The organism is Limnobacter humi (assembly GCF_024518835.1).
Lineage (GTDB): Bacteria > Pseudomonadota > Gammaproteobacteria > Burkholderiales > Burkholderiaceae_B > Limnobacter > Limnobacter humi.
The window spans coordinates 43446-57073 of sequence record NZ_JANIGO010000004.1 but is presented as its reverse complement, the minus strand read 5'-3'; the positions used below and the strand labels follow the sequence as shown (position 1 = coordinate 57073).

Genomic DNA, 13628 nt, shown 5'->3' with positions numbered 1-13628 from the left:
TTGGAGAGCCACTACCGATGCGTCCTATCTGGGTTGTAGACGACGACCATTCCATTCGCTGGGTGCTGCAAAAGGCCATTTCGCGCGAGGGGATTCCTTGTGAAATATTTGCATCGGCCGCCGAAGTTTTAAGCCGCCTTGACCAGGAAACCCCGCAGGTCCTGGTGTCGGATATTCGCATGCCCGGTCAAAGCGGCCTGAATTTGTTGAACAAGGTTCGAGAAAGTCATCCGGATTTGCCGGTCATCATCATGACTGCCTATTCCGACCTGGACAGCGCTGTGGCTGCCTTTCAGGGCGGGGCGTTTGAGTACTTGCCCAAGCCGTTTGACATCGAAAAGGCGGTGGAGTTGATTCTTCGCGCAGTGCGGGAGTCTCAAACTGAAACGTTTTCTGAAGAGCCCGCTGAGGCCGCTCAGGAAATTCTGGGTCAGGCTCCAGCCATGCAGGAGGTATTTCGGGCCATTGGGCGTTTGTCGCAGTCCAATGTGACGGTGTTGATCACTGGTGAATCCGGGTCTGGCAAAGAATTGGTCGCCAGAGCGCTGCATCGGCACAGCCCACGGGCCTCCCAGCCGTTCATTGCATTGAACACGGCGGCCATTCCCAAAGACTTGCTCGAATCTGAATTGTTTGGCCATGAGCGGGGCTCCTTCACCGGTGCGCAGGCACAGCGCCGTGGACGCTTTGAGCAGGCCGAAGGTGGCACCCTGTTTCTGGATGAAATCGGCGACATGCCAGCCGAACTGCAAACCCGTCTGCTGCGGGTGTTGTCGGATGGCCATTTTTACCGGGTTGGCGGGCAACAACCCATCAAGGCCAATGTGCGGGTCATCGCCGCCACCCACCAAAATCTGGATGAGCGGGTCAAGCAAGGGCTTTTCCGTGAAGACCTGTATCACCGACTGAACGTGATCCGACTGCGTTTGCCGCCGTTGCGTGAGCGGCCTGAGGACATTCCGCTATTGGTCCGCCACTTCTTGAGCGTGTCGGCCAAAGAGTTGGGCACAGAGACAAAGCGGTTATCAGACTCGGCGCTGCTCAGCTTGCAGTCGTTCCCTTTTCCCGGCAATGTGCGGCAGCTTGAAAATGTCTGTCGCTGGATTACGGTGATGGCACCAGCCCAATTGGTGGAAGTGCGTGACCTGCCGCCCGAGATCAAGCCTGGTTTGTCGTCAGGCTCGCTCCACGAGCCCTTGGTGACTGCCCGAGGGGTTGAATCCCATCCTGCGCCCGATGTGTCTGCAACCTGGATCCCAGAGGTGGATTTTGCAGCCAATACGGCTTCGCAGCCTGGTGTTTCCGGCTATTCAGCGGGTCGTTATCCCGTCGTTGATGCACTGCCCGTCATGACCGCTGCAACACCGGTGGTCAGTGGTTGGCTGGATTTGCTGTTTGTTGAGGCAGAGAAAGCCTTGGAGCGGGGCGAGCCGCATGTGATGGACATGTTGACCGCCCAATTTGAAACCACTGTGATTCAAGCGGCGCTCAAGGCCACCCACGGCAAACGGATTGAGGCCGCCCAGCGGCTGGGCATTGGTCGAAATACCATCACCCGGAAAATCCAGGACCTTCACATTGATGTCAAGGACCTGGATTAAGCCGTTTTCACTTTTACTGTGATGAACCGCCTTTGACTTGGAAGCGTTTCAAAATCGCTGACAGGTCACTGGCCACACCTTTCAGACCATCCACCGCACCTTTGGCTTGGCGGGCCATATCCAGGTTACTTTCTGACAGGCGAGCCACTACCTCCACCTGCTGACCGATGCTGTTGGATGCTTGGTTCTGGTGTTGCAAGGCGGCGTGGATGTTTTCAACAGCATGGGCCACGGATGACGAGTCGGTGGTGATCTGCTGCATGGCGCTGCCAGCACGGTCTACCAGTTGCACGCCTTTCTCCACGCTGTTCACAGCCAGTTCCATGTTGTTCACCGCCACCTCAGAACTTTTCTGAATGGCTTCAATCATGCCGTGGATGTCATCGGTGGATTTGCGAGTTCGTTCAGCCAACTTACGGACTTCGTCTGCCACCACCGAAAACCCGCGACCCTGTTCACCCGCCCGGGCTGCTTCAATGGCCGCGTTTAAGGCGAGCAAGTTGGTTTGTTCTGCGATGCCCTTGATGATCAGTGCAATTTCCGAAATTTCACGGGACTGTTCACCCAGTTGCTGAATCACTGATGCGGTGCTTTGCACGTTGTCGGAGATTTGATGCATTTGCTGGTTGGCTGAATTAATGGCGCCCAGACCATCGTTGGCCAGTTGTCGTGCCTTGTAGGTGACGTCCTTGGCTTCGGTGGCGGAGTCGCCCACGCTGGCAATCGAAGACGACATTTCCTCCACCGCGGCGGCCATGCCCGATGCGGCATCACTTTCCGACGCAGCGCCACGACTGAGTTCTTCACTGGTTTCGACCAGGTTTTCAGAAGCCGATTGAACGCGCTCTGTGCTTTCTTTCACGGCAGCCAAGGCTTGTTCCATGCTGTCAGCCATGCGGTTCATGCTGCGAGCCAGCAGACTGATTTCGTTTTTGGTGGCAGTGGTGCCATTGGTGACTTGCTCATCGGCTCGGGCGGTCATATCGCCATTGCCCAAACGCAAGGCCAGGGCTGTCAAGCCTTTGGTGGAGGCGGTGAGGGTATTGGTTACCCAGTACAGTGCCACTGCGATCCCAATACTGGCAATCAAACCCAAAGCAATCAATAAACCACTGAGTTTGTAGATGGGGCCAAAAATTTCTGATTTCACGGCAGGGGCGATCACCGTGGCACCAGCCCACATGCTGCTTTTGCTGTAGGCCACCAGCAGGCTTTCCGATTTGTTCGTAACCGGGTTGTTCCAGTCCAGGTCCAGGGTACCGCTGCTGTCCTGCTTAATGCGCTCCATCAGTGCAGCCACTGCGGGTTGGCTTTCGGCTTGCTTGATCAATGCGTTGCCTTGCAGGCTCTCGTGGATCAGCAATTCGCCTGCTTTGGAGCCCTGCGTGTACAGCACGAACGGCACACCAGTGTCGCCCACGCGGGTCGAGAGCACTGTATTTTTCAACTGACCAAACAACTTGTCCATGTCGAAACCAATGAACAGAATCAGATCGTTTTTTCCATCGCTGCTTTTGACCGGCAGGTACTTGGTCATGTACCGTTTGCCGAACAACACGGCTTCACCAATGTACGTTTTGCCAGCCTTTACAGCGGCATACCCGGGGTGTTTGCGGTCCAGCATCGTGCCCACAGCCCTGGAGCCATCCTCTTTCTTCAGGCTCGTGGAGGCACGAAGGTAATCTTCGCCCACTTTGACAAATACTGTGGCAATACCGCCGGTGGTGTCGGTGAAATTGTCCACCAAGCCATATTGTCCGGTGATGGGTTGACCATTGACGACGATTTGCGGAATTTCTTTGCCGCCCAAACTGACGTTTTGCGTCGGATTGACCACAAATTCGCCTTTGAATCTGGATTCAAACAGGTCGGCCAGGCGGGTGGTTGACTCCTCGGACAATTGATAGGCAATTTCCATGGAGCGCCGCAAATTGTCGGCTTGACCAGCCACCGTGCGTTCAGCCGTCAGCTCCGCCTGATGGCTGCTGAACCAGGCTGCAGCGGCAACCAATCCGAAAACGATGAGCGCAACCAAGGCAGCGCCTGCAATGCTGATTTGTTTCGCCAGAGGCAAGGTTTTCAAGTTCATGATGCATGAAGGGGAGGGTGAACAACCTCATCATGCTCCCATGGGCTAGCTCGACCTAATACCTCGAATAAGGGGTAAAACCCAGGGTATTCAATGTCCTTGATTGTTTATTCCTGAATGGTGGCGATGGCGGGTGCGTGATCTGAAGGTTTTTCCCATTTTCGGGGTGCCCGGTCAATGATGCTCGCCGTACAACAGTTGGCCAAGGCCTCTGACAGCAGCACGTGGTCAATTCGCAGCCCTTTGTTTTTCTGGAAACCCAGCATGCGATAGTCCCACCAGGAAAAGGTTTTATCGGGTTGTTCAAAGAGACGGAAACTGTCGGTGAGCCCTAGGTTTAACAGGGCTCTCCACCGGTTTCGTTCCTCGTCCGAGCACAGCACCTGTCCTGCCCAGCTTGCCGGGTCATGCACATCCCGGTCGTCCGGGGCAATGTTAAAGTCGCCCACCAAGGCCAGTTTTGGATAGGTTTTTACCCACTGTGAGCAGTCCTGTAGCAGTGCATCCAGCCAGGCTTTTTTGTATTCAAACTTCTCAGAACCCACTTCTGAGCCATTCACCACATAGGCGCTGATAAAGCGAAGGTCACCAAAGGTTGCGGCAATCACTCGCTGTTGTTCGTCCGGGTAGGACGGCAGGTTCACTTCCACATCCACTGGTGTCGGCATGGTCGACCGTTTGTAGAGAATGGCCACGCCGTTGTAGGTTTTTTGGCCAGCGAACACGGCTCCATAACCGGCCATGGTTAACTCTTGGACGGGGAAGGCATCGTCGGTGAGTTTAAGTTCCTGCAGTCCCAACAGGTCTACCGGGTTTTTCTCCAGCCACTGGAGCAAGTGTGGCAGCCGTACCTTGAGTGAATTCACATTCCAGGTGGCCAGTTGAAGCATGCTCATGGGGTTCACCTCAAGCGATCTGGGGCTGTTCGATCATGCCTGTGTGGCGCAGCAGTGCATCCATGCTCGGTTCGCGCCCACGGAAGGCCTTGAATGATTCTGCGGCAGGCCGACTACCGCCGACAGCCAGAATTTCATTGAGGAACTTTTGCCCTGTGGCGGGATTGGTGACGCCGGTTTCCTCAAACATGGCGAATGCGTCAGCAGACAACACTTCGGCCCACTTGTAGCTGTAATAGCCCGCCGCATAACCACCTGCAAAAATGTGCGAGAAGGAATTGGCGAATCGGTTGTAGCTGGGTGGCGTGATGACCGCCACGTCCTGGCGCACCGTGTTCAGCAGGTCGAGCACGCTCTGTTGACCGTGAGGGTCGAATTCGGTGTGAACCAGCATGTCAAAGAGAGAAAACTCGATTTGTCGCAAGGTTTGCAAGCCGCTCTGAAAGTTTTTTGCTGCCACCATTTTGTCAAACAGCGCTTTGGGCATCGGTGCACCAGTGTCTTCGTGGGCTGTCAGGCTTTCCACCACGCTCCACTCCCAGGCAAAGTTTTCCATGAACTGGGACGGCAATTCGACGGCATCCCATTCCACGCCGTTGATACCCGCCACATCGAGCTCATCCACACGGGTCAGCATGTGATGGATGCCATGGCCAAACTCGTGGAACAGGGTTTGCACATCATCGTGCGATAACTGGGCTTGCTTGCCCGGTGCGGGCTTCGTGTAATTGCAGGTGAGGTAAGCCACTGGCGTTTGCACACCACTGGCTGTTTGTTTGCGTCCTCTGGCATCGTCCATCCAGGCTCCCGAGCGTTTGCTGCTGCGAGCGTAGGGATCGAGGTAAAAATGGGCCATGGCCGCACTGCCTTTGCGCACTTCAAAGAAGCGAACATCGGGGTGCCACAGTTCGGCTTTGGCTGGAACGATCGACACCTCAAATAGCTGTTCTGTCAATTTGAACAAACCATCAAGCACCCGGTCTTCCTGAAAATACTGTCGCACTTCCAGATCACTGAAGGCATATTTTTTTTCCTTCAATTTCTCGGACGCGTAGCTCATATCCCAGCTTTGAAGGTCGTTCAGGCCCAATTCCTCAGCGGCAAATTGACGCACCTCGGCCAGGTCGCGTTGTGCAAATGGCTTGGCTTTGCTGGCCAGTTCACGCAAAAACTGAACCACTTGCTCGGGGCTCTCCGCCATTTTGGGCACCAAGGACAAGTCACCAAAGTGCCGATAACCCAGCATGTGGGCTTCCTCTTGGCGCAGTTGGAGCAACTCTCGAATCAGGTTCGTGTTGTCCAGTTCGGCAGGCCCGAATTCTGACGCGCGCTTGGCGTAAGCCTCATACAGATGTTCTCGCAATTCCCGCTTGTGGGCGTATTGCAGCACTGGGAAATAGGATGGAAATTGCAGGGTGAACTTGAAGCCATTCTTTCCCTCCGCTTGCGCAGCAGCCCGGGCGGCTTCCAGCGCATAACCGGGCAGTCCATCCAAGTCCCCTTCGTCGGTGATCAACAGTTCGAATGCGTTGGTGGCATCCAAAACATTTTCCGAAAATTTCGCAGTGATGGCCGCCTGGCGGTCTTGAATACCTGAAAAACGCGGTTTTAGTTCTGCAGGCAACTCGGCACCACCCAGTTTAAAACCGCGCAAGGAATTGTGGAGAACTCGCTGGCGCGCTGCTGAAAAAGCGGTGGCTTCTGGGCTGTTGGCGATGGCTTTGGTAATGCCGTATAATCGTTCATCCTGACCCAGATTGGTCCAGAATTCAGTGATTTTCGGCAGGCAAGCGTTGTAGGCTGCGCGCAATTCTTCTGTGTCGGCCACGGAATGCAAGTGCCCGATCACCCCCCAAGCCCGGCTCAATTGTTCACAGGCGAGGTCCAATGGCGCTAGGGTCGCTTCCCAGGTGGCCTTTTCAGGGGGTGTGCCGGCAGTTGACTCCAATTGCTGGGTGGCCACGCTTAACAGGTGGTCAATGGCCGGTTCCATGTGTTCGGTCCGCATGGCTTCAAACCGGGGTAGTCCGCTGAAGTCCAGCAGGGGGTTGTTGTGCACACCGTCGTTGATGGAGTTGGGGGTCATGATGCTACACAGTCCTTCAAGTGTTGGGTAACCGCCAGATCGACCCTGGGTGACCATGGGTCTAGTTGGCTTAGTGTTGGCTCAGTCTTCTCTCGACCGCTTCAATCGTGTTTTGAAGCAGCATGGTGATGGTCATGGGGCCCACGCCACCGGGCACGGGTGTAATCCAGCCAGCCACAGCCTTTGCGCTTTCAAAATCAACATCGCCACACAACTGACCATTGGGAAGCCGATTGATTCCCACATCGATGACCACAGCACCCGGCTTGATCATGTCGCCCGTGACCATGTTGGGCCGGCCAACCGCCACCACCAGAACATCGGCCCGCTGGCAGTGCGCTTTGAGGTCTTTGGTTTTGCTGTTGCACAGGGTAACCGTGGCGCCTTGTTGCAAGAGCAGCATGGCTTGGGGCTTTCCCACAATATTGCTGGCCCCAATCACCACGGCTTCTGCACCGCGCAAGTTGATGCCGGTCAGTTCCAGCATTTTCATGACGCCGTAGGGTGTGCAGGGGCGGAACAACGGCTTACCGGTCATCAACAGGCCCGCATTGCTCACGTGGAAACCATCCACATCCTTGTGGGCTGCAATGGCCTCGATCACCGAATGGCTGTCCATGTGACTGGGCAGTGGCAACTGGACCAGAATGCCGTGAATGGTGTCATCGTGATTGAGCGTGTTCACCAACGCCAGCAGTTCGGTCTGCGTGGTGTTGGCTGGCAAGCGGTGCATGATCGATTTGAAGCCAGCCTTTTCGCACGCTGCCACCTTGTTGCGCACATACACCTGTGAGGCCGGGTCTTCACCCACCAGCACCACGGCCAGGCCGGGTTGATGGCCCAGTTCGGTCAGTTCAGCGGCGCGACGGGCAATTTGTTCGCGAATGGATGCGGCCAGTTCAGTACCGCTAATCAGTTGTGCAGGCATGGGAATGTGCGTCGAAAGTTGGGAAGACTGCCGCGCTCAGCCCATGGCCAACGCGGCAAACAGATGCTCCATTTTACAGGAGCATCTTGGGCAGAAGGCATTACGATTGGGCCAGTTCAGGGGATTTGCGCAGGGCAATTTTCAGGAGGTCTGCCACAGTCGTGACCTGCAGCTTGTCCATGATGTTGGCGCGGTGTGCTTCCACGGTTTTGATGCTGATGTTGAGGTCATCGGCAATCTGTTTGTTCAAACGGCCTGACACGATACGCTCCAACACCTGCAGTTCACGGGCGGTCAATTTGGAGTACAGGCGGTTGATGTGCTCATCCAGCCGAGCGTTTTCGGCCACCTCTTTGGCCTTTGCCATGTGTTGGTGGATCAGAGACTTGATCTTGGCCTCATCAAAGGGCTTTTCCAGAAAGTCTGCCGCACCATTTTTCATGGTCTCGACCGCCAAGGTGACGTCGCCATGGCCTGTAATGAATACCGTTGGAATCGGTATGCCTCGGTCATTCAAAATCTTTTGCACCTCAAGCCCCGATAACTTGGGCATCCGGATGTCCAGTAGCAGCACGCTGATTTGAGGCCATTGAAGCTGCTGCAAAAACTGTTCAGGGTCTTCAAAGCAGCGCACCTGGTAACCTTCCGTTTCAATCAGCCACTGCAGGGAATCCCGCACCGCCTCATCATCATCCACAATGAAAACCGTTTCGGGCAGCTCGTCGTTTCGGGTATTGGTGTGCAACATTATGGTTTTTCCGTGACGTGTTCAAGGTGTGACAGGGCATCAGTCTGGATAGCGAGTGGCAATGTGAACTTAAAAACACTGCCGCGGCCTGGTGCCGGTTCGACCCATAACTGACCTTGATGATACTCAATAATTGTCCTGCAGATGTTCAAACCCATGCCCATGCCCTCGCTTTTGGTCGTGAAGAAGGATTCAAACAGGCGTTGGCGAATGTCCTCCGGCACGCCGGTACCGTGGTCGCGCACTTCAACCCGAACAGGGTTTTGCGCTGCATGCACATCAATTTCAATCACCCGCTCATCTTTACTCAGGTGCTCCATGGCTTCCAGCCCGTTCTTGATCAGGTTCATCAACACCTGTTCAATTAAAATGGGGTCAGCCAGCACCTGAATGTTGGGGTCCGGCAGGGCACACTCGATGCGCGCACCCCGGTGGGTGGCTTCCAACTGGGAAAAGCCGATCGCATCGTCCACAATCTTGCTGAGCAAGCAGGGGCTGCGTTTGGGTTCCTGTTGCTTCACAAATTCTCGAATCCGCCGGATTACGTCACCCGCGCGTTGTGCCTGAACATTCACCTTCTCCAGCACCGGTAGCAACTCCTCTGGGCTTACGCGACCGGACTTCAATCGATTAACACTGCCCATGTTGTAATTGCTGATGGCCGCCAACGGCTGGTTGATTTCATGCGCCAGGCTGGAGGCCAGCTCACCCAGTGTGACTAGCCGGGAGGTGAATTGCAGCTTCTCTTGCTGCTGGCGGGTCATGTTTTCGGCCTCCTTGCGAGACGTGATATCGGTGGCCACCTGCATCACAACCGTGGCACCATCCACCCAGGAAATTGAGCGTCGCCGCACCTCATACCACCGTGTGCTCACCGGGTTGAACCATTCAAAAGGCTCGAAGGACGGTTGTTTGATGCGACCGGATTTGGGGTACTTCGGCGGGTAAGCCTTGGCAAACCATTCCCGATGAAGCTTGTTGACGAAAATGAATTCGTCTTCGGCTGATTCAGCAGAGCGAATGCTGACCGCAGCGTCCAGTTCTTCCAGAATGCGCACGAAGCGCCGGTGAGCGGCAGCCAGTTCATCCCGAATGCGACGTGGCTCGGTGATATCCGTCATGGAGGTCATCCAGCCGCTTTGGTTGCCCTCGCTGTCGACCAAGGGAGACACGTACATGCGCGCATCAAAGACCGTGTTGTCACGCCGGCGAACTTGCACTTCAATCCCTTTGGTGGGCGCTTTGCCCGTCAGAATGAGCTCCAAATGTCGGCGCTGTTCCTGCGAATTTTCAGGCCAGTAAGGGAAGGGTGGCGTCATGCCGACCAGTTCCGTTTCCGTGTATCCAGTCATTTTGCAAAATGCGGGGTTGACGTAGGTAATGCGCCCTTGCAGATCGATGGCACGCATGCCGGTCATCACCGAGTTTTCCATGGCGCGTCGAAATTTGGTCTCATCGAGCAAACGCTTTTCGGCGCGGCTACGCAACTTGGCGTGCCGGAACAACAGGCCAAAACTCCAGATGATGACGACCGACAAACCGAGAACTGTCCAGGCCAGCATATTGGAAAACAGTTCACTGCTGGTTTTGTAGAGAACAGCCCGCAGTTTGAGGCCGTGACCCGGTGGCTCCAAGGGAACTTCGTGGCTCAGTTTGGCGTTGTCCACCGAGCGGCTGACGTTGGACGCAATCGGGTTACCCCCCCCATCCACAATGCTGACCGAGTACAGCTTGATGAAGGTGTCCGGAAAAGCGTCTGCCAAGAGATCGTTTAGTGGGATGGTGGCCACCACGGTGCCCTTGAACTCGCCATCCTCCGAAATTGGGCTGTGAATTTCCATGTAGACCGCATTGGACTCTGCCAAAAAAGGCCGTGAAAACACAGGCAGACGGGTCTCCCGCGCCGTGTTGAAGGCCCAGTAACTTTCTGCATCTTCCACGGTTTGATACAAGGGGTGAATGGTGTCGGAGGAGCGCAAGGGTGGCAATGCCACTTGAGTGACCCGGCGCTCGAGATCAATCACCATGACGGAGTTGATTTCCGGATATTCAGCCAACAATGCATTGGCGGCGGTTTTGAAGGTGTCGGGTCCACCTTTCAATCGATGTTCAACTCCCCGAGCAATTTGTGTCACTCGGTCTTGCGTGGCCAGCAAACGGGAGCGAATGTTGTTGCGGGCATTTTCCACATCACGGGTCACCCGCAGTTGGGCCTGACTTTGGTCTTCTGCGTACAAATTGTAAAAAAAGGCGCCCATGGCCAGGATGAATAGAATCATCCCCACCAGCGGGGTAGCCCACACCAACGGGCTGGTACGAGGTTGATCGATCAGGCGCACGGGAACATCATCAGAAGTGGGTATACGCCAGTGTACAAAACCTGGTGACGCTCGTGCCAAGAATTGTGGATAACCCTAAATCATTCCATAATATGAAAATCAACATCGCGATTTGAAAAATTCAGAATTAGGCATGTTACTCTAATTGGAACATGATGGCCGAGCCACAAGCCTGAGCCGTCCAAACAGGAGAATCCCCAAGGAGGAAGGAATGTCTGCACTGCCCAATTTTCCACAATCAAACGATCCTGACTTTCAGGAAACCCAAGAGTGGCTAGATGCCCTGGAAGCTGTTTTGGAGCGCGAAGGCCCCGAGCGCGCGCATTTTTTGCTGGAGCAGTTGATTGACAAAGCCCGTCGCAGTGGGGCTTACATTCCTTTCTCGGCCAATACCGCTTACGTCAATACCATCCCCGTTCATCTGGAAGAGCGTTGCCCCGGCAACATGGAATACGAGGAACGTCTGCGCAGCTGGATGCGATGGAATGCCATGGCCATGGTGGTGCGGGCCAACCGCAAAGAGCCTGCCGACGGTGGTGACTTGGGTGGGCACATTGCGTCATTCGCTTCACTGGCCACCATGTTGGGTGTTGGCTTTAACCATTTTTGGCACGCCGAAGATGACAGCCACGGTGGTGATCTTCTGTATCTTCAAGGCCACGTGTCCCCCGGTATTTATGCTCGCGCTTTCCTGGAAGGCCGTTTGACCGAAGAGCAGTTGAACAATTTCCGCCAGGAGGTGGATGGCAAAGGGTTGTCCAGCTACCCACACCCCAAGTTGATGCCCGATTTCTGGCAGTTCCCCACGGTGTCCATGGGTCTGGGTCCTTTGATGGCCATTTACCAGGCCCGTTTCTTGAAGTACTTGCATGCCCGGGGCATTGCAGACACGTCCAAGCGCAAAGTGTGGGTGTTCTGCGGCGACGGCGAAATGGACGAGCCTGAATCGTTGGGTGCCATTGGTTTGGCTGCACGGGAAAAACTCGACAATCTGGTGTTTGTCGTGAACTGTAACCTGCAGCGTCTGGATGGCCCGGTGCGCGGCAACGGCAAAATTATTCAGGAATTGGAAGGTGAATTCCGCGGTGCTGGCTGGAACGTCTTGAAGGTGATTTGGGGCGGGTATTGGGATCCACTCTTGGCCCGTGACAAAGAGGGCCTGTTGCGAAAGGTGATGGAAGAAATGGTGGACGGCGAATACCAGAATTGCAAGGCCAATGATGGAGCTTATGTTCGCAAAAACTTCTTTGGCAAACACCCCAAGTTGCTGGAAATGGTCGCGCGCCTCACCGATGAGGACATTTGGCGCTTAAACCGCGGCGGCCACGACCCGCACAAGGTGTATGCCGCCTACAAGTCAGCCACGGAGCACCAGGGTCAACCCACCGTGATTCTGGCCAAAACCGTGAAAGGTTTTGGCATGGGTAAAATTGGTGAGGGCAAAAACACCACGCACCAACAGAAAAAGCTGGACGATCAGTCCATTCGTGAATTCCGGGATCGTTTCAATATTCCCATTCCGGATGACAAACTGCCCGAGGTGCCCTTCTACAAACCGTCCGAGGACACGCCGGAAATTCAGTACCTCCACGAACGCCGCAAAGCCTTGGGTGGATATTTGCCCAAGCGCCGCCGCGAGGCTGACGAAAAGTTGAAGGTGCCTGGATTGGATGCATTCCAGGCTGTGCTGGAACCCACCAAGGAAGGTCGTGAAATTTCCACCACACAGGCCTTTGTACGGGTGTTGACTGCACTGGTGCGTGACAAGGAGATTGGTTCCCGCGTGGTACCGATTGTGCCCGATGAAGCCCGCACCTTTGGCATGGAAGGCATGTTCCGCCAGTTGGGCATTTACTCATCCCAAGGCCAGTTGTACGAGCCAGTCGACAAAGACCAGGTGATGTACTACCGCGAAGACAAAGCCGGCCAAATTCTGGAAGAGGGCATCAACGAAGCTGGTGCCATGAGCAGCTGGATTGCGGCAGCCACCTCCTATTCCACCAACAACCGGGTGATGATTCCGTTCTACATCTACTATTCGATGTTCGGTTTCCAGCGCATTGGCGACCTGGCTTGGGCTGCCGGCGATATGCAAGCCCGTGGTTTCATGCTGGGTGGAACAGCCGGGCGCACCACGCTCAATGGCGAAGGCTTGCAACACGAAGATGGCCACAGCCACATTCTGTCCTCCACCATTCCCAACTGCGTGAGCTATGACCCTACTTTTGCCCACGAGTTGGCTGTGATCATTCAGCACGGTTTGAAGCGCATGGTGGAAGACCAGGAAAACGTGTTCTATTACCTCACCGTCATGAACGAGAACTATGCCCAGCCAGGCCTGAAGCCTGGCACTGAAGAGGGCATCATCAAAGGCATGTATGTGTGCCGTGAAGCGGGCATCAAGAGCGACAAGCGTGTGCAGTTAATGGGGTCGGGCACCATTTTGCGCGAGTCTTTGGCAGCAGCCGAGTTGCTGGAGCAAGACTGGGGCGTGGCCGCCGATGTATGGTCTGTCACCAGCTTTACTGAGTTGCGCCGTGAAGGACTGGATGTAGAGCGGCACAATTTGCTCAACCCCGAGCAACCCGCCAGGAAAGCCTATGTGACTGCTCAACTGGAGCAAAGTGCAGGTCCGGTGATTGCATCGACCGATTATATGAAGCTGTTTGCCGACCAGATTCGTCCCTTCATGCCCAAAGGCCGTGAATACAAGGTGCTGGGCACGGATGGGTTTGGTCGATCCGATTTCCGCTACAAGCTGCGCGAGCACTTCGAGGTGAACAAGCATTTTGTGGTGTTGGCCGCTTTGAAGGCACTGGCCGATGAAGGCAAACTGCCCGCCACAGCGCCCGCCGAAGCGATCAAGAAATACGGAATCAATCCCAACAAGGTCAACCCAGCTTACGCATAAGCTCGGGCAACAAGACAGTCGAGAGGAATG

Annotated in this window: 8 protein-coding genes; 2 read left to right on the top strand and 6 right to left on the bottom strand. The window is 55.2% G+C overall.

Annotated elements, in window-relative coordinates; all coding sequences use genetic code 11:
• Positions 1–17: 17 nt before the first annotated feature.
• Positions 18–1601: a nitrogen regulation protein NR(I) gene (ntrC, locus tag NQT62_RS11915; RefSeq protein WP_256764942.1), complete on the top strand. Its 1584-nt coding sequence runs from the start codon at positions 18–20 to the stop codon at positions 1599–1601.
• 13 nt (positions 1602–1614) lie between these two features.
• Here the strand turns inward: ntrC and NQT62_RS11910 are convergent, their stop codons facing one another.
• The 6 genes from NQT62_RS11910 to NQT62_RS11885 form a co-directional block, all read right to left on the bottom strand.
• Entirely contained in the window at positions 1615–3690 is a 2076-nt protein-coding gene (locus NQT62_RS11910) for a methyl-accepting chemotaxis protein (RefSeq protein ID WP_256764941.1), read from the bottom strand.
• 107 nt (positions 3691–3797) lie between these two features.
• Positions 3798–4586: an exodeoxyribonuclease III gene (gene xth / locus NQT62_RS11905; protein WP_256764940.1), complete on the bottom strand. Its 789-nt coding sequence runs from the start codon at positions 4584–4586 to the stop codon at positions 3798–3800.
• A gap of 10 nt (positions 4587–4596) precedes the next feature.
• Complete coding sequence (locus NQT62_RS11900) at positions 4597–6672, bottom strand: M3 family metallopeptidase (RefSeq protein ID WP_256764939.1); 2076 nt, start codon at positions 6670–6672, stop codon at positions 4597–4599.
• Positions 6673–6742: 70 nt separating this feature from the next.
• A complete protein-coding gene (gene folD / locus NQT62_RS11895; protein WP_256764938.1) occupies positions 6743–7600 on the bottom strand; it encodes a bifunctional methylenetetrahydrofolate dehydrogenase/methenyltetrahydrofolate cyclohydrolase FolD in 858 nt (285 codons plus the stop codon).
• Positions 7601–7700: 100 nt separating this feature from the next.
• The gene (locus NQT62_RS11890) at positions 7701–8348 is read right to left on the bottom strand and encodes a response regulator transcription factor (protein WP_256764937.1); all 648 of its coding nucleotides are present in this window, start codon (positions 8346–8348) and stop codon (positions 7701–7703) included.
• Positions 8348–10687 (bottom strand): PAS domain-containing sensor histidine kinase, encoded by a 2340-nt coding sequence (locus NQT62_RS11885; protein ID WP_256764936.1) that lies wholly within the window; start codon positions 10685–10687, stop codon positions 8348–8350. Before NQT62_RS11885 ends, NQT62_RS11890 begins: the two co-directional genes overlap by 1 nt.
• Positions 10688–10898: 211 nt before the next feature.
• Here NQT62_RS11885 and aceE point away from each other — a divergent pair, with 211 nt between their 5' ends.
• Positions 10899–13598: a pyruvate dehydrogenase (acetyl-transferring), homodimeric type gene (gene aceE / locus NQT62_RS11880; protein ID WP_256764935.1), complete on the top strand. Its 2700-nt coding sequence runs from the start codon at positions 10899–10901 to the stop codon at positions 13596–13598.
• The last annotated feature ends 30 nt before the right edge of the window (positions 13599–13628 follow it).